Origin of the sequence: Rhodococcus sp. 27YEA15 (assembly GCF_049739425.1) — a bacterium.
Classification (GTDB): Bacteria; Actinomycetota; Actinomycetes; order Mycobacteriales; family Mycobacteriaceae; genus Rhodococcus_F.
On sequence record NZ_JBMHHW010000002.1, the window covers coordinates 356,180 to 379,134 of the forward strand.

Below are 22,955 nucleotides of genomic sequence, written 5' to 3' on the forward strand. Positions count from 1 at the left end.
GGGCGCGTTGCAGTGCCGCAGACCGTCGAATACAACGAAGTCGATCTACAGTCGACAGCTCGTGCGGCCGGGCGTCGAACGCTGTGCTGCATGGTCCGTCGATTTGCGCACGGAAATTCCGCTCAACTATCGATCGAAGGAACTCTGCCCTGATGTCTGCCAACTATCCCTACCTCCTGAGTCCGATGTCGATCGGGCGAGTGGAACTCCCGAATCGCATAGTCCGAACTGCTCACGCGACCGGCCTCGACCTCGGGACGGACGGTGGCGACCTCGCTGCCTACCACGAGAGGGCTGCGCGCGGTGGTGCAGGTCTGACAATTCTGGAAGCTGCTGCGGTGCACCCGACGTCGACCGGGCGGCTGCGTTTCGAGGACGATTCTCTGATGAAGCCCTACACCGAGATGGTGACAAGGCTTCATCGTCATCCGATGAGGATATTCCAACAACTGGTTCACACGGGTCGAGCGTTCCTGACTCCGGGAGGTGATCCTCCCTGGTCGGCCTCAGCTGTTCCGGCAGCCCGGATCGTGCAGGCGGAACTCTCGCAGACGCCGCTGGCAATCACGCAAGACCAGATCGCGCATCTGATCGGTTGCTTCGCGCGGTCGGCGGTGCGCGCGGTCGAAGCTGGTGTCGACGGTATCGAGATAAATGCGGCGCACGGCTATCTACTAGGTCAGTTCATGTCTCCGCACACGAACAAACGCGAGGACCGTTATGGCGGGAGTCGTGAGAATCGGGTTCGGCTTCTGGTGGAAGTCCTGACTGCCGTGCGAACGGCGATCGGCCCCGACGTCGTGCTCGGTGTGCGGATCAGTGCCGACGAGATGTACCCGGGCTCCATCACGACTGACGAATCGCAAGAGATCGTGCGGGCCGTCGAGGCCGGGCGGTTGATCGACTTCCTGGACGTCTCGCTCGGCTCGCCGATGAACGTGACCAAAGTGATCGGCGGAATGGAAGAGCCGAGCGGATACGAACTGCCGTACTCTCGACCGGTCGCCGAGGTGGCGTCGGTTCCGACGATTCTCGCCGGGCGTATCACCACACTCGACGAGGCTGAGGAATTGGTTCGCGACGGAGCCGCGGACTTGATCGCGATGGCTCGCGCGCACATCGCCGATCCCGAGCTTGTCGTGAAATCGGCGGCCGGGCGGCAACATCGAGTGCGGCCATGCATCGGCTGCAACCAAGGTTGTGTCGGACTGGCGAGTTCACCGCATGCGCGTTTCGGGTGCACGGTCAACCCGGGGGCGGGTTTCGAGGCTCTCGAGGCTCGTTACACGTCGAACTCTCCGCGAGGGCAACGCGTTCTCGTGGTCGGTGGCGGACCGGCAGGTATGCAGGCTGCGCGGACTGCCGCACTGGCAGGTGATCACGTGGTGCTGCACGAGGCCAGTTCGTCACTAGGTGGTCAGCTCAAGGTGGCGAGGTTGGCGCCACATCGTGCTCGAATCGGCCTGATCGTGGACTGGCTCGCCAGGGAATTGGAGGAGCTCGGAGTGAAGGTGAACCTCGACAGCCATGTCGGAGCAGAGGTGGTGGCCGCGGGTGAGTGGGACCGCGTCGTCGTCGCGACAGGTTCAGTTCCGCGGACAAACCTGACTACGATAGCCGCTCCGGATTCATCAATACCGGGGATTACACGAGGCCATGTCCTGTCCAGTTGGGAAGCGATCAGTGATACGTCGCTGATCGGCCGACGCGCCGTCGTCTACGACGATGTCGGACATCACGAGGCCGTATCGGTCGCCGAGACACTGCTTGCCCGCGGATGCACCGTCACTTTTGCCACTCGTTTGAATCGTCTGATGCCGTTGCTGGAGAACGCGCGGATGGAGACAAGTGTGAAGAAGCGACTCTATGTCCCGGAGTTTCGGTTCATTGGAGACGTCAAGCTCGGTGAGATCGCCGCAGACCATGTTCTCCTCAACTCGTTGTACGGGCTGCGTGACGAGCGGATCGATGCAGATCTGGTCGTCGTGGTCGGAGCCAACGTTTCGCAGAGAGAGATCGCCGATCGGTTACAAGGAGCCGTGGATGTCGCGGTCGTCGGCGACGCTTTAGGTCCGAGGTTCCTCCAGCTGGCCATCTTGGAAGGTCACCGTGCGGGTTTGGATCCGTTGCTGTTGCCGGAGTCGGCCACGGGTTTCCAAGGCTCGCCGCTCCGTTTCGGTCAAAGTGCTTGACATCACAATTGCAGAGCCATAGCCTTTAAAATGAACACATAATCGCATGCAAACTAGTATGTTGCGACTTTTTGACGATGTCCATACGAAGACACCTCGGAACCGGACGTTGATGCGACAGGTCGGCGAGGTTTCGAATACCACCTTCTCGGTCGCGCTATGAGGTTCGGGTCGTCGGTAACGGTAGGTGCCTTCGTGAAACTGACGTGCTCCACCTGCGTGGCCCAGAAGGCGAGTGCCCACTGTGCGAGTACGCGGTCGACGTTATCGGCGCTCGTCTGCTCTGGGAGGGCAAATGGATTCACTGTTGGAAATCCGTGATCTGGCCATCGGTGTGCATGGGTCGGTTGTGGCCGAAAAGGTCGATCTGGATGTGTATTCCGGACAGCTGGTTACGCTCGTCGAGCCGGTACTCACGGGCAGTTCGATACTGTTCGACACTCTGCTGGGGCGAACTGCACCCCTGGGCGGCGAAGTGATGCTCCTGGGTGCCCGTCCTTCGATGCGACGACCGCGGTTGGCGGGCCTACGAGGACTGGGCCACGTGAAGATCGGCAGGACTGGACCAGGGGGTGAAGCTCGGCGTCGGCTCCGGATCGCAGTCGACCGCGACGAGAATTTGAGATCGTTGTTGCTGCAGATTCCGAGGCTTGCCGACGCTGTCCGGCATCGAGTTCCCTACGTCGACCCGGATTTGGCGAGTGCGCTCGACGTTGCGGTTGCACTGGTGAATCGACCGCGACTGCTACTGGTCGACGAGTTGTCGGCATCTGAGCGGTCGTCGGACTCGGTGGTGATGCACAGGCTCCTACGGCTTGCTGTAGAGCATTTCGACAGTGGCGTGCTGGTTGTTGCCCGGTCGGCGGCGCCACTCGAGTCGATCGCCGATCGCTGCCACTGCCTGTGTCCTGATGTCGCGGTGCAGGCCTTCTGCGCGGCCTCGTGACCCAAACGGCCGAGTGCGGAGGAAGTTCTGTCCCGGAACGCGAACCGGACATGAAGTACGCCTGGCGGGTGCTTGTGGTCACGTCCATCGGCATCATGCTGGCAGGGTTGAACAGCTCCGTCATGGATGTGTCGCTGCCGGCGGTGGCACGTCACTTCGATGCGACACCGACCGAAGCGTCGTGGATTCTCCTGTCGTATCTGCTGGTGATGTCGTCATTGATCCTGGTGTTCGGGCGGGCTGCCGATATTTTCGGTAGGCGTAGACTCTATCTGTTCGGCATGTCGCTCTTCACAATTGCCGGATTGCTCTGTGGGCTTTCCCCGTCGCCGCTGTGGCTCATAGCCTTCCGCGTCCTGCAAGCAGTCGGTGCGGCCGCCGTCATCACCAATGTCACGGCATTGATCGCCGACGTTTTTCCGGTTCGAATGTTGAGTACGGCGCTGGGTATCAGTGTCACGGTGGTGTCCACCGCTCAGCTGATGGGGCCGATCGTGGGCGGTGCGCTCGTGGACCTACTGGGTTGGCGTGCCACGTTCTGGTTCAACGTACCCGCTGGTGCAGTGGGGTTGGTGATGGCATGGTGTGTCTTGCGTGGTAAACCGAAGCAGCAGAAAAGAGAACCGTTCGATCTACTGGGCGCGGTTCTGTCCACGCTGGCCGTCGGTGGGCTGGTGTTCGCGCTGTCAGCCGGCGGTATCAGTTGGACGAGTCCCGGCGTGGTGGCCGGAGCGCTGTGCTTCGTCGTATCGGGAACAGCTTTCCTGCTGGTGGAGCGGCGACGGGATTTCCCTTTGGTGGATCTGGGGTTGTTCACGGACCGGGAGCGGGTTCTGGCCTACCTCTCCGGTTTTCTGCTCGCCGTCGCTCGATGTGCCGTGGTGGTACTCATAGCGCTGTATCTGCAAGCGGCTGCCGGATACAGTTCGTTCGAGGCTGGAATGCATGTTACTCCAGTGGCATTGGGTTTGGCATCGTCAGCGCTGATTGCAGGATTTCTGGCGCGGAGGTTCACTGCGCGGGTTTTGTCGAGTGGTGGCATCGCGGTGACTCTTGCAGGGTTGACTACCCTGGCGGTGTTCTTCGGTCCTTCCTTCACCGGAGGGTGGTTGGTCGTGTGTCTGCTTGCGGTCGGAGTCGGGACCGGGTTCTTCACGACTCCGAATACGAGTGCGATCATGGCCGGCGTCAAATCGGAACAGCGGGGAGTTGCCAACGGGATTCGGTCTGCGCTGCAAGGCGCGGGTTTTGTTGTGGGCACTGCGCTTTCGTTGGGAATTGCCACGTCGTGGCTGGACCCCGACGAAAAGCGGGCTGCATTCGCGGGTTCGCTTGTCGGTCTGTCCGACGAGGGTTTCTCCACGTTGACAACGGGGTATCGCGCCGCATTCTCGGTGATGGCCGGGATCTGTGCACTGGCGCTGTGGGCTTCGATTGCGCGTAAGCCGTCTTCCCATTCCGGGACGGAAGTGGTTGTCAGTGCCGAGGCGAGCGCTGATGGCTTGCCCACGTCGGCGGGGTACGTTGCTACATCGGTAGATTCGCGAGATCAGGACGGCCGCGGCGGAGAACTTTCGAGATAGTCAATGCACGGATCACGTAGGCCTTAGGGAGCGGAAATGCTTTCAGAGGCCTGCTAGGCGTGCCCATCGTGCCGGCGGGTTCATCGTGATCACGAAGAGGGTTGCAATTTATGCAATAACGTATACAGTTTTGTGGGTAACGTATTCGGGAGTGTGCACCTTGGCGATGCGGCAGGTGCGGAACGGGCTCCCGCGCGGAGTGCAGCCGGCTTGGTTTGAATGTCGAATACATTGGCCGGTAATCGAATTGGATGTGGATAGAGCGAGAAATCCGGCATCGAGGCGTCGTCGACATCGGCGTCCGGTGTAGTGGGACCTGGAAGCGGAGGTAAACGACTGTGCCGAATTACGATGACAGTACGATGTCAGGTCGATCTGCACGAGAGATCGCGACGACGTGGATCGAGAGGTTTCGGGACGCGATGGTCGCCGGCGACGGTGACGCTGCAGCTGATCTGATCGACCCGGACGGAGCCTGGCGCGACGTGCTCGCGTTGACGTGGGACCTCCATACCTACTACGGAGACGTTCAGGTACGGGCCGGGCTGAGCAGCTCACTGCCGCTCGTTCAGGTGACCGCGCTCGAACTCGACGAATCGGTGCCGCCGAGACTGGTGGCGCGAGGCGGAATTTCGGCGATCGAAGCGCTGTTCACGATGGACACCGCCGACGGTCGCGCTCGTGGCGTCGTGCGTCTGGTGCCCACGTCGGAATCGGCCGACGCACCGGCCCGGGCGCTGAATGTGATGACCTCGTTGCAGGAATTGAGCGGCTATCCCGATTCGCGACGCCTCGAATCGGATCATTCGAAGCGTTTCGGTGGAACGAACTGGCTGGACCGCAGAATCTCTTCGGTCGAATACGAGGATCGGGAACCGGCCGTGGTGATCGTCGGTGGTGGGCAGGCAGGCATCGCGCTCGCGGCCCGACTCGGTCAACAAGGCGTCGACACCCTCGTGGTTGACCGGATGGACCGCGTCGGTGACAACTGGCGCAACCGCTATCACTCGCTGACTCTGCACAATGAAGTCTGGGTCAATCATCTTCCGTTCATACCGTTCCCCGACACCTGGCCGACCTATGTGCCCAAGGACAAGCTGGCAGGCTGGTTCGAGGCCTACGTCGAATCCCTGGAGATCAACTTCTGGACCGGAACCGAATTCACCGGCGGCAGTTACGACGCGGCGGAACAGCGCTGGACGGTGACGGTCGAGCGCCGGGGCGTGAAACGGACTCTGCGTCCCCGCCACGTAGTTCTCGCCACCGGGGTCAGCGGTATCCCCAATCTGCCGGCAGTGCCGGGACTCGACGGGTTCGCCGGAGACGTGGTGCATTCCGGTCGATTCACCGACGGAACCGGTTATGCCGGTAAGCACGTCGTCGTGCTCGGTTCGGGAAACAGCGGACACGACGTGGCGCAGGAACTGCACGCGTGCGGCGCGCGGGTGACGATGGTTCAGCGCAGTGCCACCACGGTGGTCAGCGTCGGACCCGATGCCGCGGGACGCGTGTACTCGCTCTACGGCGAGGGCCCGTCGACGGAGGACTGCGACCTGATCACGGTGTCCGTTCCGTACCCACTGCTGCGACGGTCGTACCAGCACGTCACCAAGAAACTGGCCGAACTGGACGCACCGCTCATCCAAAGCCTCGAATCCGCTGGATTCCGAGTCGATTACGGCAGCGACGGCACCGGATTCCAGATGAAGTATCTCCGGCGCGGTGGCGGCTACTATCTCGACGTCGGATGCTCTTCACTCATTGCCGGTAAAGAAATTGCGCTGCTGCAGAACTCGGACATCGAGCGATTCGCACCCACCGGGATCAGGTTGACCGACGGTAGCGAACTGGCGGCAGACGCAGTCATTCTCGCCACCGGATACAAGCCGCAACAGGAGCTGGTGCGCTCACTGTTCGGGGACGACGTGGCAGATCGTGTCGGACCGGTCTGGGGTTACGACGAGGAAGGTGAGCTCCGCAACATGTGGAAGCGAACCGACCAGGACGGCTTGTGGTTCACCGCCGGCAGCCTCGCTCAATGCCGTATCTACTCGAAATTCCTTGCTTTGCAGATCAAAGCCTGCGAAATCGGTCGTATCTCGGTGTCGAGGGACGAGACGATTCCTCGCGGAGAAATCCGTGCGAGCGACATCGACGACGTCGCCGGAGCCCTGGTACCGCAGGCGACGGCTGTCTGAGGCGCTGTAGACCTGTCCGCCACACCACGAAGCGATAATCGAACTACCGATCGGGGACGAATTCCCATGACACGAACGACAGCTGTAGCCCCGCCTACGCCCGCTGCGCACCTCATCGCTGGCGAGTGGGTGGGGGAGGGTACCGTCGAGCGGCGCAACCCGGCCAGACCCGACGAGGTTGTCGCACTGGCCCCACTGGGCACCGCCGCCACCGTGCGTGACGCGGTCGCAGCGGCTACCGACGCGCAACCCGCCTGGCGATCGAAGACCGGTCCCGAAAGGGGAGCAGTCCTGACGCGGGCAGCGGAACTGCTGACGGCACGTACTGTGCTGGTTGCACACGACCTGGTCAGGGAAGAGGGGAAAACTCTCACCGAAGCCACCGGCGAAGTCACTCGGGCGGCCGACGTCCTGCGGTTTTTCGGCGCGGTGTGCCGTAATGCTGACGGACTGACGCTGCCCGCCGGTACGCCGGACACCCTGGTGTACACACGCCGCGAACCGCTCGGTGTGGTCGGCGTGGTGACACCGTGGAACTTTCCCATCGCGATCCCGGCGTGGAAGATCGCCCCGGCACTTGCCGCCGGGAACGCCGTCGTCGCCAAACCAGCCCAGTTGACGACGCTGTCCATGCAACATCTGGCGCAATGCCTTCTCGACGCCGGTCTGCCGGCCGGAGTGCTCAACCTGGTCCTCGGCGCAGGTTCGGTGGTGGGTGATTCACTCGTCTCGCATCCGGACGTGGCGGCAGTGAGTTTCACCGGTTCGGGAACGGTGGGCGCGGGCATTCACACTGCGGTCTCGGCGCGGATGGCGCGCGTGCAGTTGGAAATGGGCGGAAAGAACCCGCTGGTCGTCCTCGATGACGCCGATCCGGTCCGCGCTGCCGCGATTGCGGCCTCCGGTGCGTTCGGGCTGACCGGACAGGCCTGTACCGCCACGAGCCGGGTGATCGCAACACCCGGCATCCACGACGCCCTTGTCGAGGAACTGGCCAGGGTGGCACAGTCCTACACACCAGGTGACGGGTTGGAATCCGGCACGAGGATGGGCGCTGTGGTGAGCGAAGCTCAATTCGCGGCAGATCAACGCTTCGTGGAGACGGCACGACGCGAGGGAGGCGAGATCGTGGCGGGTTCGGGAGCGACAGACGGGCTCTTCCATCCCGCTGTTGTCGTTACCGGGGTCGAACCCGATCACACGATTGCTCAGGAAGAGGTCTTCGGTCCCGTCCTGGCGGTTCTGCGAGCCGACGACCTCGATCATGCCACCGCCATCGCCAATGGTGTTCGATATGGTTTGACTGCCGGAATCGTGAGCAACGACATGCGCGCCGTGCATCGTTTCGTCGATCAGGTCGAGGCCGGAGTCGTCAAGGTCAACAGGCCGACCAGTGGACTCGAACTCAACGTTCCGTTCGGGGGTACCAAGGAATCCTCGACCAACACCTATCGCGAGCAAGGGCAGTCCGCTCTTGACTTCTACAGCTGGACTAAGTCCGTCTACCTCGGTGTGGACTGATTTCGTCATCCGACACGGAGAACCGACTATGGATATTCTGGCCAAGCTCGATCCCGATCAACTGAGTTTGCGGGATATGGTGGCCAAACTGGCCGCTGAACGCTTCGCGCCGCATGCACGTCAGTGGGACATCGACCGAACCCCGTTGCCGCACAAGGACCGCAAGGAACTCGCCGACCTCGGCCTCCTGGGAATCACGCTGCCGGAACGATTCGGTGGCGAGGGGCGTCCGCTGATCGATGCACTCATCGTTCTCGAGGAACTCGCGAAAGCTTCCCCGATTGCCGCCTGGCCGGTGTTCGAGGCGAACACCGGGCCGGCGCGTGTGATCGAACAGTTCGGAACCGAAGAGCAGAAGCAGCGGCTACTGCCGCCGATCACGGCTGGTGAAAAAACTCTCGCCGTCTCGATCTCCGAGCCCGACGCCGGTACCGCGGCCACCGACATGAAGACCTACGGCCGCGTCGACGGCGATGTCCTCGTCGTCAACGGTGTCAAGCGGTGGTGTTCGGGAGCCGGGCACTCCGAGCAGTATCTCGTCTACCTGCGCCTCGACGACGCGCTCGGATCGAAGGCCATCGGCGCAGTGGTCGTCGACGGAGACACCCCGGGGGTGAGCTTCGGTCCCCAGGAGCAGCTGATGGGGTTCCGCGGAATCTGCTCGGCGGACATCTTCTTCGACAACGTCCGGGTTCCGATCGAGAATCTCGTCGTTCCGGCGGGGGGCTTCTCGAAGCTCTTCACGGCGTTTTCGATCGAAAGGCTCGGCAACGCGACCATGTCGCTCGCCGTCGGTCAGACTGCTCTCGACAGGACTGCTCGATACGTGCGTGAGCGTGCCCAGTTCGGTCGTAAGATCGCCGACTTCCAGATGGTGCAAGGCTCCATCGCGGATATGGTCATGCAGGTCGAGGCGGCGCGCCTGTTGATCTACGCTGCGGCCGCCGAAGCCGGACGAGGAGCCCCGAGCCCGTTGTCCGCATCCATCGCCAAGTGCACCGCCAATCAGATGTCGAAGACGGTGTCGGATCTTGCCATTCAGCTGCACGGCGGGTACGGATACTCGTCGGAGTACGAGGTGGAGCGTCTGCACCGCGATGCGCACGGCTGGGCTCTGGCCGGCGGCACGTTGAACATCCAGCGAGTGCGCATCGCATCCGAGTACCTGGGTCTGCGCTTCGATCAACGTGGGAACTGACCAGGTTTCGCGGTTCTTTGTTCTACCGGTGGAAGAATGAGCTGCGGCGCTAGGTAGAGCTCGCCTTCTGGATGAAAGGATTCGGATATGACGTTCCATGCCGCCGCCGGTTCCGGAGCACGGTCCTCCGGTGCGAAGGTCCCCGAGATGATCGACGTGCCGGGCGGAACCTTCCTGATGGGATCGGATCTGGCCGAGTATCCGGAGGAAGGACCGCCCACACGCGTGACGGTGGCCGGATTCCGCATGGACAGAACACCGGTCACGGTCGCGGAGTTCCGGCGCTTCGTTCGGGACACCGGGTACGTGACGGTCGCCCAGCGCCCACTCTCGCGGGCCGACTATCCGAATCTCGCGGCGTCGGCGCGGGCGGCGGGTTCCCTGGTTTTCACACCGTCGAACCGCCCGGTGGAATTGACAGACATAACCAATTGGTGGCGGTACGTGCCGGGCGCCGATTGGGAACATCCGGAAGGGCCGCGTTCGACTGTGGCGGGCCGCGAACAGCATCCGGTCACTCATGTCGCCTGGGAGGACGCCTCGGTGTATGCGCAGTGGGCGGGAAAGAGTCTGGCGACCGAGGCGGAATGGGAGTGGGCGGCTCGCGGCGGATTGGACGGCGCATTGTATGCCTGGGGTGATGAACTGATGCCGAACGGGAAGGTAATGGCCAATCATTGGATCGGTGAGTTCCCTTGGAACAACGTCAAACCGGCTCGGCGGCAACGGACTACTCCGGTGGGGTCATACCCGGAGAACGGATATGGATTCGTCGACCTCATCGGCAACGTGTGGGAATGGACAAGCGACTTCTACCGCGCACAACGGCCCGTCGGCAAGTCGTGTTGCGCGCCGCCGGAGAATCCCCGAATCGACGATCCCGACGGAAGCTACGACGAGTACGAACCGGGCGGTGCCCACATCCCGAGACGGGTGCTCAAGGGTGGATCTCATCTGTGCGCAGAAAACTACTGTCAACGCTACAGGCCGGCGGCACGCCAGGCTCAGCAGGTCGATTCATCGATGTCGCACATAGGATTTCGATGCGTAGCACGTCCGCCGAGCGAGGGTCACTCCGTGCCGTTGCTCCTCACCGAATCGCAACCTGTAAATCCCGGTCCCCGATGACGATCGAGCGTATACCCGAATTGGCGATCGAACGAATTCTCATCGCACCGGACAAATTCAAGGGTTCGCTGACCGCGAATGAGGTTGCCGCCGAACTCGCCGCCGGATTCGGTATGGCCGTCCCCGACGTGCTGATCGACATGTGCCCGGTAGCGGACGGCGGCGAGGGGACCGTCGACGCGGCAGTTGCGGCGGGCTTTACCCCTGTCACGTTCACTGCGACGGGACCAACCGGTGTGCCGGTACAGGCGAAGTACGCCGAGCGTGACGGGACCGCGGTGATCGAACTGTCGGCGACGTCCGGACTCGATCTACTTCCCGGTGGAACACCGGCGCCCCTGACCGCTACCAGCCGTGGTGCGGGAGAAGCGATCTCCGCAGCAATCGACCGTGGCTGCCGCACCGTGGTGTTAGGTCTCGGTGGCAGTGCGTGCACCGACGGGGGTGCTGGGATGGTAGCTGCGCTGGGTGCTCGACTGCTCGATCGCGCTGGTCACGAGATCGCACCGGGCGGAGCTGCGTTGCGTGAACTCCACACGGTCGATCTCGTCCGCCTGCACTCCAGACTCGCTGAGGTCGACGTCGTCGTAGCCTCGGATGTCGACAACCCGCTTCTCGGCACACACGGCGCAGCCGCCGTCTACGGTCCGCAGAAAGGCGCCACGCCCGGCGACGTCACCGTGCTGGAAGCGGCACTGGGGCATTGGTCTTCGTTGGTTTCCGATGCAACTGGACGCGACGTCAGCGCTCGCCCCGGTGCCGGTGCAGCCGGGGGCGTGGGGTTCGCCGCGATGGCCGTGCTGGGTGCGACGCTGCGCCCTGGGATCGATCTCATGCTCGACCTCGTCGGCTTCGCTTCCCGCCTGTCGAAAGTTGATCTCGTGATCACCGGCGAAGGTTCGGTCGACGCCCAGACGTTGCGGGGAAAAGCGCCGGTCGGAATTGCCATCGCGGCGACGAGGGCCGGTGTACCGACCATCGTGGTGGGCGGTCGGGTCCTACTCGACGAATCGTCACTGCAGAATGCGGGATTCGAGGCCACCTACGCGTTGACCGATATCGAACCGGACAGTGTGCGATGTATGGCCGAGGCACGGAGCTTGCTTCAGGAAACCGCATTTCGGATCGCCGCCGATCGAGTCTGACCGCCCCTTACCTGTGCCGTCACAGGCAAACGGATCCTCGCACGGGCATGGACGGCAGAGCGGAATCGGCCGATGCCGCTGCAGCAGCCAGTGTGTTTCCATCGACCGTGGCCTCGTTCTCGTCGACCGTGGCTGCGGTTGTCCTCACACAGGGTGAGTACCCACGTTCCGAAAGGAGAGTTGTCGATTTGTCTGTGAACATTCGCGAACTCGTCTCGTTCGGCGTCGAACCCGAATTCGACCAGGATCGAGCAGAAGCAGCAGTTCGGGAGCTGCTCATTGCGGTAGGGGAGAACCCGGACCGTCCGGGTCTGATGGACACCCCCGCACGGGTAGCACGCGCATATCGAGAGGTCTTCGCTGGTCTGCACACTGACCCGGACGACGTCCTTGGCACGACGTTCGACGAAGGGCACCAAGAACTCGTGCTGGTCCGCGATATCCCCATGTACTCCACGTGCGAACATCACCTCGTTGCGTTCCACGGAGTCGCGCACGTCGGATACATACCGGGATCCGACGGTCGGGTTACGGGCCTGTCGAAATTGGCGCGGCTCGTCGACCTCTATGCGAAACGCCCCCAGATCCAAGAGCGATTGACCCGTCAGATCGCCGATGCCGTCGTATACAAACTGGACCCGAGTGGGGTGATCGTGGTAATCGAGGCCGAACATCTGTGCATGGCGATGCGCGGTATTCGTAAGCCGGGTGCCCGCACGACGACGTCGACGGTACGGGGTATCTTCCAGTCCGACGCAGCATCTCGCCAGGAGGCTCTCAGTCTCATTCTGCGGGGTTGATCAGACGTCGGGAGGACAATGGTCGGGTGATGGCCCGACCCTCGTTCACCTTTCGTCGTAGCTACTGCGATCGGTGTTCCTTGTTCGCTGTGAAAAGGCAGTGAACTGTCCGGTGGCGCGGCGGGGAGTTTCTCCCAACGGATCAGAATGGACGTCCAGCTGTATTCGGTTGGGGCATATCACAAGTATCGCCATTCGGATGAGTTATCCACCGGATCGAGTTCAGTCCTTGACCGATTTCGATGGGGTGGACTACTTTCGCAATAGTGTGGTCAAAAATGCACTCAAAAATTGTGTGAAACAAAGGAGTGAGAGATGCAGGACGAATGCAACTCGCAGACGGTGGACCCCGAGTACTTCACGCGTTCACTGGATGAACTGGACTCCATCGAATGGCCCAAACTATGGGCCCGCCCATGCCTGGACGCCCGACAGCGCAGCCTCATTTCGATAGGCATCGTTGCCGCGCAGGGGCGGTTCGAGGAACTGGCGAGTCAGGTAGTCGGCGCGCTGAACAGCGGATGCACCAAGGAAGAGATTCAGGAAGCGATCTTTCAGGCAGCACCTTTCGGGGGGCGCGAGGTAGCGCGAAAGGCACTCCATACTGCCGATGCGGCGGTGAAAAGACTCGCCCGTTGGCGGCCCAGGGGCTGACACCTTCCGGCGTATTCGAGAAGCTGCTCCGGTAACCCGGTATGCGAACAAGTCATACCGGGTCACTGGTGATTCCCGGGCATAGACGGGTCCTTCTGTGAAAAATGTCGATGTCTTGGTGGAGATTCCATGATATGTCGTCTTCGAATTCGACGGGGCGGCTGCGTATGTCGACATCGAGTGGGTGAAGTTCCATCAGAATGGCGCAATTGGATGCTTGCAGTGCATGCCGATGTTTCGCACGCACACGACACGAGGGCCGACGGTGTTCCGTCGGCCCTCGTGTCGTGCAGTGACGGGCTGCTAGTCGCGTGTCGCGGCCAGCTGCGCCGCGAAACCTGTTTGTACCACCGTGGAATCGGTTGTCACGGTGACCATGCGATAGCCCTGATCGAGCATGATCCGCGCATCCACCCCGGTGTGGCACTGAAGTCCCGCGACGAGGCCGTGCGCGATGCACCGATCCCTTACGTGCGCAATGGCATCTGCATGCGCTCCCGGTTGATGTGCCAGCCCGGGGGGGAGGCCGAGTGTGAGTGCGAGATCTCCGGGACCTACGTACACACCGTCGATACCCGGTGTCGAGCAGATGGCATCGACGTTTTCCACGCCGCGCATCGTTTCGATCATCACGATGCAGGAGACCTGCCTGTTCACTGTCGCCACCGGTCCCTGCAGGTTGTATCCGCCGCGGATGGAACCTACGCTGCGGTGGCCTTCAGGGAAATACCGGCATGCTTTCGCGACGGCTGCGGCCTGCTCGGCTGTTTCGACGAGCGGGACGACGACTGCTTCGGCGCCGGCGTCCAGGACGCGACCGATCATGCCGCTGTCGTGGGAGGGGACTCGTACTACGGGAGACGTGCCGGTTCCGGTGAGCGCATACAGGGCCTGTACGACCGACTCGTAGCCGATCAAACCGTGTTGCATGTCCAGGCATACGTAGTCGTACCCGGCTCGGGCGATTGCTTCTGCAACGTACGGGGATCCGGTCATGCACCAGCCGCCGAGAGCGGATTCTCCGTGGTCCCATTTCGCTCGGATATGGCTACCAGTCATTGTCACGCCTTACTGTGGTCAGGGTCGCAGGCTCGTGGTGTCCGCCGGGGCTCACGCCAGTACCGCCAACTGGATCGGGAATCCGACGCGAAGGATCTCGGCTCCGGCGATTCCGATGATCGCGTCCCGGTCACCGAAGTCGGAGAACACGGTTGTTCCCTTACCGTGGCGGATGCCGCCGATTTCGATTTCGCCGCTGAGGACGAAGAGTAGCGAGGTGCGTTCGGCTGCCAGATCGAGTGTGCCGTTGTTGCTCCATTGGACGACGTCGAGAGCCAGATCGTCGGCACCGAAGCGGCCGACGCGCCGGTGCTGCAGGTGCTCGCTCTCGCCGGGTGTCCACTCGAAGGCGTCGGTATCGACGAGAACCATCTGGGCGTAACGGCGAGGCGGGATCACCAATGGACGTCCGAAGGCTTCTTCCCAGATCGCCTGGAGAGAATCGACGCGTTGCAGGCCGCCGTTCTCGTCAACGTATTCGTACATGCCGCCGCGGAACTCGCCGCGTTCCTTCATGCGCAGGATTGCGGCATCGTTGTCGGTTTTGGAGACGAAGGTCGGGCCCCATTGGATGAGTAGCTGTTCGGCATCCTCGATGTATTCGGGTCCGTATTCGGTGCCGGCTGGGTAATAGCTCAATGATCCTGTACGGCTGACGAATCCGTCTCCGAAACTTTGTTCCCCCGCCATGCAGTACCGAATCTGCTCGAAATCGTGCTGATGACGAGGGGCTTGGAACGGTCCTTCTTCGGAGGTGAATTTCGTCATCCGAATGTAGTAGTTGACGCCGGGAAGTATCTCGCCTTCGCGGATCAGTTTGCGGTAGACCTTGCCTTCCCGGCTGCTGAGTGTGGCTTCCCACTCCAGTGCTTCGGTATCAGTTACATGCATCTAGGTGTCACCCTCTCTCGCGATTTGCTCGGAGCTGGTCAGCGCGACTCACGGGAGATCTCGCCATTCCGCCCGACCAGCGGGAAGGAGGCGTTTTCACCGAGGGCCTGACCGATCTGCAAGCCGAGAGTGTCGTAATGCGGGTGCCCGATTCCGTTGTAGATCACGTCGGTTCCCGTGAATCGAGTCAGGTAGGCTTCGCGGACGATATCGGATTCGTTCGGGCCTGCACCGTGCACGGTGAGATCCCAGTGCACCTGAGCATCTCCTGCTTTGAGCGCTTTGCCGGCAACAACTTTCGCATCTTGAAGATGAGGATAAGTGGCGCGGACATCGAGTTTGCCCGCGAGTCCGAGGGGGCCTTCCAGGTGTGAGTCTTCGAGATAGGCTAGCGGCCCCATGTTTTCGGCGACGTCGACGAGAGCGATCCAGATGGTAATCGCGCCCTTGCGGTCGAACGGCCAGCTCGCGTAGTCCTGGTGCATCGCAGTCGGGCTGCCGCCGCCGCCGGGCTTGAAGAACGAGATGTCCTGGATGAACGCTGCCTGCTCGCGACGCATCAGCTGCACTGCGGCACCGGAGATACGTCGCGAGGTGCCGACTCGACGGAAGAAGTCATTCCGCCACGCCATGCCCTCGTGGTTCTGGTTGTGCTTGGAATCGAGTTCGTGGTCGAGGAACTTGACCGGTTGTTCTTCGGTATCGGCGGAGGTGTCGCCACTTGCACGGCGGTAGCTCTTTCCCAGGGCATCCAGTGGTCGCAGTGGCTCGGCGGCCAGACGCTCGCGAAGTTCGGTGACGACTGACGTGTCCAGCAGGCCTGGCAGACGAGCCCACCCGTGGGCGTGCAGATTCTCGATTTCTCCTTCCGGAACCACGTAGTCGGTATCGAGTAGCGGCAGGTCGTTTCGCCGCTCGTCGTGGATCTCGGTTGCGCTCGAAGACTGCGTCACGATTTTTCTCCTCTGATGGTGAAGGTACGGGATGGCGGCGGAAGGGCCCCTCCGCCGATGTCGGAATACGTTGGTGCTCAGACGGACCGAAACCCGGCCTCCGTGCGGCGGCCGGGTGTTCGAGGTCTAATCGTCACCGTCCCAGTAATCCGGGATATCCTCTTCCCGTGGCGCAACGGCCAACTCTTCGAGGGTGGGGGCATTGATCCTGGCGGCAACTTTCTCCAACGCGGCGTAGTCCATTCCGTACACCTCCGCCGTGGTCTTGCCGGCGATGTTGAGGACTGCGCGCTCGCTGGTCCCGGAGAAAATGTGTGCCAACGACGTTCGAATCGTCGACGTACCATCGCCATGTTCTACCAGGGCACCTTCGGTGTGCGGGTAGTCGGATCCCCACAAGACGTTGCCGTCCCATCCTCCACGCTGGGCCTTCCACGGCTCGTCTGGTGCGCGATGAAGGAAGCTGGCTCCGAGAAATACGTTCTCGCGCATGTACTCTGACGGGGGCCGAGGGCAGAGCTCGCCGACCTGCCAGTAACGCTTCTTCCAGACGTGGTCGTACTCTTGCGACGCGCCGGGCCACCACATGGACGGTTGCGCTGCCTGCTCGGTGTACACGATGTTCAGATTCGGGTGCCGTTCGAACACGCCCGAGAAGATCAGTCGATGCAGACCTTTGACGACGTTGAATCCGGTCGCTTCGAGCTGGGACAGCACTCCGGAGATCGGCCCGGCCCAGTCTGCAGGGTTACCGACGCCGGCATGGGTGGTCAGCGGCATGTTGAATTCTTCGCACGCGGCCCAGAAGGGCTCCCATGCCGGATCGTCGAAGTTACGCACTCCGGCTCGGGGCGCCGGGAAGTTCACTCCACGCAGTCCGTGCTCGTAGCCCCAGCGGAGCTCTTCGAGCGAGGCTTCGAGATCCCAGATCGGCAGGTGGACAAGGCCTGCATGGCGCTCCGGCTCGATCGAGCACACATCGGCAAGCCAGTGGTTGTACATCCTCAGGCCGACCTTGACCTTCTCCAGCGCTTCGCGGTCCATCTGGATTTCGTCGTTGCCGCCGGTGCGGAAGAGTCGCGTTCCCACGGAATCGAGAAAGGGGAGTGGTTCGAGGTTCTGACTGCCGTGGAAGACCACGGCACCGGCGATCCCGTCACGGTTCATGTCCGCGATTCTGGCGTTCATGTCGTAGTGGCCGGAGATGTCGTTCATGCGCAGGCGCTCGAGTCGTCCTGGATTACCGGCGTGCCGATGGTCGTAGGCACTGTCCTTACCCGCTTCGGTCACGGCGACCAGCCAAGCGTCGTAGTCGTCCAGTAATTCTTTCGGGCAGTAGGCCCGAAGATCCTCGGCAGCTCGTGGACCTATGTGACTATCTGCGGAAACGAACGCCACGGGCTTCGCCGCTGAGGACGTGCCGTCTGCGGTAGTCGTCCCACGTTCAGTTAGCACCGACACCATCGTCGTACTCCTTGTTGTTGTTCGCGCATCCGTGCCGAGTGTGGATGGGGCATCGTCCGAGGCAGAGAGATGTCGGATTCGATCCGAAGAATCGTCGTTCGATCCTGTCGATTGAGCGCAACTCGACCGTACCGGTAGTGCCTGAGATCCATACTGGGTGAATAAGATTGGTGCGAATGTGAGGTATTCACTCATGTTCACGGTGCGCATTTTTGTATACGTTCTTGTGTGCATAAACGTACGACTAACCCTCTTGGCTGTCAAGGGCTGGGTGCTGCGAATATCTCGGTCTCGAACCTTGACTCTATTGGCTGCGGCTATCTACCATCGACAAAACGTCGTAATAACTGCACACATTTTTCGGTGTCAGACGTTTTCAAGTCACCCAACGGAGGTTCGAAATGGCACAGCAGATAACAGACGACCATCACTACGTCGTGATCTCAGCGGACAACCATGCTGGATCCGATCTCTTGGGGTACAAGCCTTTTCTCGAAAAGAAGTGGCACGACGAGTTCGACGTGTGGGCTGCGGCCTACACCAACCCGTGGGATTTCGTGGATCCGCGTATGAAGCGCGACGACTTTCGCGTCGACAAGAATCAGCTTCTCGCCGGGGCTGCATCCTGGCATAGTCCGCTGAACTGGGAGAGCGAGACGCGACTGGAACACATGGATATCGATGGGGTCGCAGGTGAAGTGATTTTTCCCAATACAGCTCCCCCGTTCATGTCGGGATCGGTGTTGACCGGTAAGGGTCCTGCATCTCGTGCCGAGTACGAGCGTCGATGGGCAGGCCTGCAGGCGCATAACCGTTGGCTGGCAGATTTCTGCGACAAGGCTCCGGAGCGACGAGCCGGGATCGCCCAAGTGCTCCTGGACGATGTCGACGATGCCGTGTCAGAAGTGCGCGCGATCAAGGCGATGGGACTGCGCGGCGGCATTCTGCTCCCAATGGATGGCCCCCTCGGCGGTACCAGACCGATGCAGGACGTATCCCTCGAGCCGCTGTGGGCTGTCTGTGAAGAGTTGGACGTCCCGATCCACAAACACTCCTCGGCGCCGCCGGAGCAGGCGAACGGTACGCCGGGAAGTCTCGGGGAGATCGCTATCGGATTCGCCGAGCGGCAGTTCTTCAACCATCGTTGCGTTGCGCAGTTGATCTTCGCCGGTGTACTCGAACGCCATCCGGGTCTGAAGGTGGTCCTGTCCGAGAGCGGTTCGTCATGGGTGCCCGATCACCTGCGCCGCCTTGATTCTCTTTACCATGCGGGCAGTAACGAGAACGGATTGCTGGCCTTCCTGACGCCGTCGATGCGCACCCTCTCGATGCCGCCGAGTGAGTACTTCAAGCGTAACTTCTTCCTCGGTTCTAGTTTGTTCCTGCCGTCGGAGGCCGAGAAGCGGTACGAGATCGGCGTCGACAAGATCATGTGGGCAGTAGACTACCCGCATTCGGAGGGTACCTTCCCTTACTCGCGGGACGCCATCGCTCACACGTTCCCCGGCGTTCCGAAGGACGAAATCGCCGCGATGCTGGGCCTCAATGCGATCGAGGTGTTCGGATTTGATCTCGAGGCCATGCAGAAGATCGCGGACAAGATCGGGCCGACAGTTGACGAAATCAATCAAATCCCCACATCGCTGCCTGATGTCCCTGAGGAGAGCTTGAGTCCGGTGTTCGCCGAGAATGCGATCGGCGAACGGTGATGCAGCAGGAGCGCGTGGTAGGAGACTTCTGATGGGTATCGCCGTTGTCACGGGTTCGGCATCGGGGATCGGGGCTGCGCTTGCGGAGCGTCTTCGTCCGACCCACAGGGTGATCGGAATAGATCTGGCTGGAGCGGACATCGAAGTAGATCTGGGAACATCGGACGGACGACGGTCTGCGATCGACGAGGTACACAGACTTTCGGAGGGCGCGCTCGATGTAGTCGTGGCAGCAGCCGGAATAGGTCCAACGGGCCGGCGCCCATCGCAATTGGTGGCGGTCAACTACTTCGGTACTGTCGAGATTCTCATGGGTCTCCGTCCGTTGTTGAGCCAGGGGATCGATCCGACTGCACTTGCAGTGTGCTCCAACACCATCTCGTGTCATCGGAATCCAGTTCCGGAACACTTGGTGCAACTTTGTCTGGACGGCGACGAGGTCAAGGCCAAGAGAGCAGCGGACGAGGAGTTGAACTCAGATGTTTCCTATCCGGTGTCGAAGATCGCACAGATGAGGTGGATGCGGGCTCAGGCGATTTCGGCAGACTGGATCGGTGCCGGAATTCGGTTGAACGGCCTGGCGCCGGGCAACACGGATACAGCTATGTTCGCTGAACGGTTCACGGACGGGGAGTTTGCGAGTAATGCGACGGCGGTGATGGCAGCCGTTCCGGCCGGCCGTACCTTGACGGCGGACGAGGTCGCCGGAGTTGCCCACTTCCTTGTCGGCCCGGACGGCGCGCCGTTTGTTGGTTCCGTGGTGTTCTGCGACGGCGGTTACGACGCTCTCCTCAATCCGACGTCACCGTCGCCGCTGGTCGGCGCTCCGTGATGCATGCGTGATGTGCGCATGCTCTAGCGCAAGTTGCTATAGCAGCCGAACACGTTTCGGCATACTTCCGGCAGTCAGCCCCTGCCGGCGGTATGCCGAAACGAATCGGGCACGCACTCGAGGTGCCCTCCCGCGTGCTGACGTAGCGGAGCCATCCGGAATCGGGGCACAACGAGTGCCCTGCCGGCCGCTTCGGCTGCACCGTAAATGTGTACGCAGTCGGTCGATCCGCAGTAGATTTGCGTTCGGCGCGAGCTCTTGCTATTGCATTTGAAGAGGAGCACTGTAGTCGAGAACTCGACTTGTTCGGGCCCATATGTTGGATTTCGACCCTATATCTGCATTCAAAGTTACATGTATGATCGCTGCAAGTAAGGGCTGAGCTTCATCTCGAACGCCGACTTCAGGTCGGAATGTACGGGTGGCGTGGTGTCGGTGGTTTGTGCGTGTTTGTCGATCGACGAGTGTGCTGAAGTAGTTGAGTGAGGGCGAGGAATGATGGCGAGCGAGGCTCTGGCCGAGGAGGCCCCCGCGGCGGTTCAGCTCGCCAGCGATGCGGCAAACAAGCTGCGCGAACTCATCGGCGTTCGTACGCTCCTCCCCGGGGAGAAAATCCGACAGGTCGAGGTTGCTCAGCAACTCGGCGTGTCACGCAGCCCGCTGCGTGAAGCTCTGCGAACACTCGAATCCGAAGGCGTCGTGTCCTACGAGACCAACCGCGGATACGTCGTCACCAAACTCGACTTGAACGATCTTGCGCAGATATACAGGCTTCGAGCATTGATCGAGGACGAACTGTTGCGCAGCATCAGCGGCCCGACACCGGAGGTGCTCGCCGATGCAGAAGTGTGGGTCGACGAGTTGGCTGCTGCGGCCAAGGCCGGCGACAGTGTCCGGATAATTCGTGCGCATCGCGAATTTCAGATCGTGATCTTCTCGCTGTCCGACCGGGCCGTATTCCGGCGGGAACTGGACAGACTCTGGAATCAAGCCATTGCATACCGTGCGACATACCAGTGGCCGCCGGCCACCATGGCCCGAATCGTCAAAGGTCATCGGCAAGCGCTCGAGGCCCTTCGGGACAATGATCGTAAGCGCCTGTTGGCGGCTTTCAGTCGGATGCGTTCCAATAACGTCGACGTCATCGTAGGTCTCCCTCGTCTCGACTGATCAGTGTTCGAGGCTGTACCTCACTAATCGCCTGCCTTGAAGTGACGGTGACCGTCGTTGCAGGTCCATGGTTGGTGTCGCGATGGATAGCTCTCGCAATCGATTTCGGGCTACCGGCGATGTGACATCCGTATGGACGGGCGGTTCTCCGACGTGAATCGGCTTCTCTTCCCGGCGTAGACTCCACGATGCGAGAAGTGTTGGCTTTAGCGCCAGATCTGTTTGTCGTTATTTTCGGCGTGGACTTGTTGTGCTTCCGTGTCGACAGTCGAATGCCGGCTGGGCTGTGTAAAACATGATCGTGACGATCCGCGATCGAAGTGCCCTTGCGAGTTCGTCTCATTGAGCATCGTGCCGGCAACTTCCTCTTGCCCGCGCAGAGGTTGCGGTACGTGCGCAGGCCCATCCAAGTCTCGTAGATTCGAAAGTTCTGCGGTTCGGTTCTTTCTGACGTACTGATTTGGGTGTTAACCGGATGTGATTTGCTCACTAAAATGAATGCAATGTTGACCTACTCACAGCATGCAAATTTGTGCACAAATATGTGTACCCTGACGTAAGGTGTAATTCATCAACTCGACAGGCATCACGATTCCCGTCCGACTCTCGGCCAGGAAGTGCCTGTTCCGATCGAAACTTGTGGAGCAATGAGTACAGCAATCAGCGACGAGGCCGGTGACGGGGCTAAAGCTCCTCGCCGTAATCAAGCTGCCGAGCTCACGCGCCAAGCGCAAGATCATATTCGCGACTTGATCATGAGGCGTGAGCTACTTCCCGGCGAGAAGATCGGGCAGGTAGAACTGGCGCGTAAGGTCGGCGTCTCACGCAGCCCGTTACGAGAAGCGTTGCGCACCCTCGAATCCGAGGGAATTGTCAGCTACGAGAAGAATCGGGGCTATATAGTCGCCAGGCTCGATGTCGACGAACTCGCGCAGGTGTATCGCCTGAGGGCGATCATCGAAGCCGAGCTGTTGCTCAGTGTTACCCGGCCGACACCAGCAGATCTGACCGAACTCGAATCCCTCAATGCCTCGATGGCGTCCGCTATGGAAATCGGCGACATCACCGACCTGCTTCGGTTCAACCGCGAGTTCCATTTCGCGATCTTCGATCTTTCACCGCTGAACCTGTTCCGCCGTGAGGCACGTCGACTCTGGCATCTGTCGGAGGGCTATCGGGCCACGTATCTATGGCTACCGGAAACTCGCAGGCGCATCGTCAACGAACACGCGTCGATCGTCGATTCCCTGCGTAGGTTCGACCTCGCTGCGTTGGTTGAACTGTGCTCCGGTCATCGCTCTGCCAGCGAGGATGTCGTAGTTGGGTTGCTGGCCGCGCCACGCTGAACTGTGCCCGGTGCGAAAGACGTGTCTATTTATCTTGTTGCAGAAAGATACTAGGGCAATTGGAAGTGAAAGTTGTTGCTCTATAAATCATTCGACCTCAATTGAAGCGAAACGCGGATCATGTAGGGAATATTGCGATCCGTGCGTCTGCATGCAACCGGCCGGT

The 22,955-nt window shown here is 61.1% G+C and carries 18 protein-coding genes; 14 read left to right on the plus strand and 4 right to left on the minus strand.

Translation table 11 applies throughout. From position 1 onward, the window contains the following. Nucleotides 1–152: 152 nt before the first annotated feature. From ABH922_RS26650 to ABH922_RS26695, 10 genes are all read left to right on the plus strand, one after another. The gene (locus ABH922_RS26650) at nucleotides 153–2,192 is read left to right on the plus strand and encodes an FAD-dependent oxidoreductase (protein WP_424810032.1); all 2,040 of its coding nucleotides are present in this window, start codon (nucleotides 153–155) and stop codon (nucleotides 2,190–2,192) included. A 295-nt stretch (nucleotides 2,193–2,487) separates the two neighbouring features. Then, nucleotides 2,488–3,138 (plus strand): hypothetical protein, encoded by a 651-nt coding sequence (locus tag ABH922_RS26655; RefSeq protein ID WP_424810033.1) that lies wholly within the window; start codon nucleotides 2,488–2,490, stop codon nucleotides 3,136–3,138. 50 nt (nucleotides 3,139–3,188) lie between these two features. Next, nucleotides 3,189–4,721 carry a DHA2 family efflux MFS transporter permease subunit gene (locus ABH922_RS26660; protein ID WP_424810034.1) on the plus strand — a complete coding sequence of 511 codons (1,533 nt, stop codon included), beginning with the start codon at nucleotides 3,189–3,191 and terminating at the stop codon, nucleotides 4,719–4,721. Nucleotides 4,722–5,083: 362 nt separating this feature from the next. Beyond that, nucleotides 5,084–6,919: a flavin-containing monooxygenase gene (locus ABH922_RS26665; protein ID WP_424810035.1), complete on the plus strand. Its 1,836-nt coding sequence runs from the start codon at nucleotides 5,084–5,086 to the stop codon at nucleotides 6,917–6,919. Nucleotides 6,920–6,985: 66 nt separating this feature from the next. Then, nucleotides 6,986–8,440, plus strand: coding sequence for an aldehyde dehydrogenase family protein (locus ABH922_RS26670; protein WP_424810036.1), 1,455 nt, complete (start codon nucleotides 6,986–6,988; stop codon nucleotides 8,438–8,440). A 28-nt stretch (nucleotides 8,441–8,468) separates the two neighbouring features. Further along, nucleotides 8,469–9,638 carry an acyl-CoA dehydrogenase family protein gene (locus ABH922_RS26675; protein ID WP_424810037.1) on the plus strand — a complete coding sequence of 390 codons (1,170 nt, stop codon included), beginning with the start codon at nucleotides 8,469–8,471 and terminating at the stop codon, nucleotides 9,636–9,638. Nucleotides 9,639–9,725: 87 nt separating this feature from the next. After that, nucleotides 9,726–10,766 carry a formylglycine-generating enzyme family protein gene (locus tag ABH922_RS26680; protein WP_424810038.1) on the plus strand — a complete coding sequence of 347 codons (1,041 nt, stop codon included), beginning with the start codon at nucleotides 9,726–9,728 and terminating at the stop codon, nucleotides 10,764–10,766. Next, nucleotides 10,763–11,911 carry a glycerate kinase gene (locus tag ABH922_RS26685; protein WP_424810039.1) on the plus strand — a complete coding sequence of 383 codons (1,149 nt, stop codon included), beginning with the start codon at nucleotides 10,763–10,765 and terminating at the stop codon, nucleotides 11,909–11,911. Before ABH922_RS26680 ends, ABH922_RS26685 begins: the two co-directional genes overlap by 4 nt. A 188-nt stretch (nucleotides 11,912–12,099) precedes the next feature. After that, nucleotides 12,100–12,711, plus strand: coding sequence for a GTP cyclohydrolase I FolE (gene folE / locus ABH922_RS26690; RefSeq protein WP_424810040.1), 612 nt, complete (start codon nucleotides 12,100–12,102; stop codon nucleotides 12,709–12,711). A 315-nt stretch (nucleotides 12,712–13,026) separates the two neighbouring features. Continuing rightward, nucleotides 13,027–13,365, plus strand: a complete 339-nt coding sequence (locus ABH922_RS26695; protein ID WP_424810041.1) for a carboxymuconolactone decarboxylase family protein — start codon at nucleotides 13,027–13,029, stop codon at nucleotides 13,363–13,365. A 303-nt stretch (nucleotides 13,366–13,668) separates the two neighbouring features. On the opposite strand, the gene ABH922_RS26700 is transcribed toward ABH922_RS26695, so the two are convergent. The 4 genes from ABH922_RS26700 to ABH922_RS26715 all read right to left on the minus strand — a co-directional run bounded on the left by ABH922_RS26700 (nucleotide 13,669) and on the right by ABH922_RS26715 (nucleotide 17,732). Next, entirely contained in the window at nucleotides 13,669–14,424 is a 756-nt protein-coding gene (locus tag ABH922_RS26700) for an HpcH/HpaI aldolase family protein (RefSeq protein ID WP_424810042.1), read from the minus strand. A gap of 51 nt (nucleotides 14,425–14,475) precedes the next feature. Then, nucleotides 14,476–15,315: a hypothetical protein gene (locus tag ABH922_RS26705; RefSeq protein ID WP_424810043.1), complete on the minus strand. Its 840-nt coding sequence runs from the start codon at nucleotides 15,313–15,315 to the stop codon at nucleotides 14,476–14,478. Nucleotides 15,316–15,353: 38 nt separating this feature from the next. Then, nucleotides 15,354–16,268: a phytanoyl-CoA dioxygenase family protein gene (locus ABH922_RS26710; RefSeq protein WP_424810044.1), complete on the minus strand. Its 915-nt coding sequence runs from the start codon at nucleotides 16,266–16,268 to the stop codon at nucleotides 15,354–15,356. Nucleotides 16,269–16,394: 126 nt separating this feature from the next. Continuing rightward, nucleotides 16,395–17,732 (minus strand): amidohydrolase family protein, encoded by a 1,338-nt coding sequence (locus ABH922_RS26715; RefSeq protein ID WP_424810045.1) that lies wholly within the window; start codon nucleotides 17,730–17,732, stop codon nucleotides 16,395–16,397. A gap of 401 nt (nucleotides 17,733–18,133) precedes the next feature. Between ABH922_RS26715 and ABH922_RS26720 the strand changes: the two genes are divergently transcribed. The 4 genes from ABH922_RS26720 to ABH922_RS26735 all read left to right on the plus strand — a co-directional run bounded on the left by ABH922_RS26720 (nucleotide 18,134) and on the right by ABH922_RS26735 (nucleotide 22,789). Next, nucleotides 18,134–19,441, plus strand: a complete 1,308-nt coding sequence (locus ABH922_RS26720) for an amidohydrolase family protein (protein ID WP_424810046.1) — start codon at nucleotides 18,134–18,136, stop codon at nucleotides 19,439–19,441. A 31-nt stretch (nucleotides 19,442–19,472) separates the two neighbouring features. Then, nucleotides 19,473–20,273, plus strand: coding sequence for an SDR family oxidoreductase (locus ABH922_RS26725; protein WP_424810047.1), 801 nt, complete (start codon nucleotides 19,473–19,475; stop codon nucleotides 20,271–20,273). 495 nt (nucleotides 20,274–20,768) lie between these two features. Further along, complete coding sequence (locus tag ABH922_RS26730; protein WP_424810048.1) at nucleotides 20,769–21,443, plus strand: GntR family transcriptional regulator; 675 nt, start codon at nucleotides 20,769–20,771, stop codon at nucleotides 21,441–21,443. Nucleotides 21,444–22,090: 647 nt separating this feature from the next. After that, nucleotides 22,091–22,789, plus strand: coding sequence for a GntR family transcriptional regulator (locus tag ABH922_RS26735; protein WP_424810049.1), 699 nt, complete (start codon nucleotides 22,091–22,093; stop codon nucleotides 22,787–22,789). Nucleotides 22,790–22,955: the final 166 nt, after the last annotated feature.

Excerpts from the sequence above, each read along its gene's own strand:
- ABH922_RS26715 (WP_424810045.1), bottom strand. The coding sequence starts at position 17,732 with ATGGTGTCGGTGCTAACTGAACGTGGGACGACTACCGCAGACGGCACG.
- ABH922_RS26650 (WP_424810032.1), top strand. The coding sequence starts at position 153 with ATGTCTGCCAACTATCCCTACCTCCTGAGTCCGATGTCGATCGGGCGA.
- ABH922_RS26735 (WP_424810049.1), top strand. The coding sequence starts at position 22,091 with ATGAGTACAGCAATCAGCGACGAGGCCGGTGACGGGGCTAAAGCTCCT.
- ABH922_RS26700 (WP_424810042.1), bottom strand. The coding sequence starts at position 14,424 with ATGACTGGTAGCCATATCCGAGCGAAATGGGACCACGGAGAATCCGCT.
- ABH922_RS26660 (WP_424810034.1), top strand. The coding sequence starts at position 3,189 with ATGAAGTACGCCTGGCGGGTGCTTGTGGTCACGTCCATCGGCATCATG.
- ABH922_RS26730 (WP_424810048.1), top strand. The coding sequence starts at position 20,769 with ATGATGGCGAGCGAGGCTCTGGCCGAGGAGGCCCCCGCGGCGGTTCAG.
- ABH922_RS26720 (WP_424810046.1), top strand. The coding sequence starts at position 18,134 with ATGGCACAGCAGATAACAGACGACCATCACTACGTCGTGATCTCAGCG.
- ABH922_RS26705 (WP_424810043.1), bottom strand. The coding sequence starts at position 15,315 with ATGCATGTAACTGATACCGAAGCACTGGAGTGGGAAGCCACACTCAGC.
- ABH922_RS26680 (WP_424810038.1), top strand. The coding sequence starts at position 9,726 with ATGACGTTCCATGCCGCCGCCGGTTCCGGAGCACGGTCCTCCGGTGCG.
- ABH922_RS26725 (WP_424810047.1), top strand. The coding sequence starts at position 19,473 with ATGGGTATCGCCGTTGTCACGGGTTCGGCATCGGGGATCGGGGCTGCG.
- ABH922_RS26670 (WP_424810036.1), top strand. The coding sequence starts at position 6,986 with ATGACACGAACGACAGCTGTAGCCCCGCCTACGCCCGCTGCGCACCTC.
- ABH922_RS26665 (WP_424810035.1), top strand. The coding sequence starts at position 5,084 with ATGTCAGGTCGATCTGCACGAGAGATCGCGACGACGTGGATCGAGAGG.
- ABH922_RS26695 (WP_424810041.1), top strand. The coding sequence starts at position 13,027 with ATGCAGGACGAATGCAACTCGCAGACGGTGGACCCCGAGTACTTCACG.
- ABH922_RS26655 (WP_424810033.1), top strand. The coding sequence starts at position 2,488 with ATGGATTCACTGTTGGAAATCCGTGATCTGGCCATCGGTGTGCATGGG.
- ABH922_RS26685 (WP_424810039.1), top strand. The coding sequence starts at position 10,763 with ATGACGATCGAGCGTATACCCGAATTGGCGATCGAACGAATTCTCATC.
- ABH922_RS26675 (WP_424810037.1), top strand. The coding sequence starts at position 8,469 with ATGGATATTCTGGCCAAGCTCGATCCCGATCAACTGAGTTTGCGGGAT.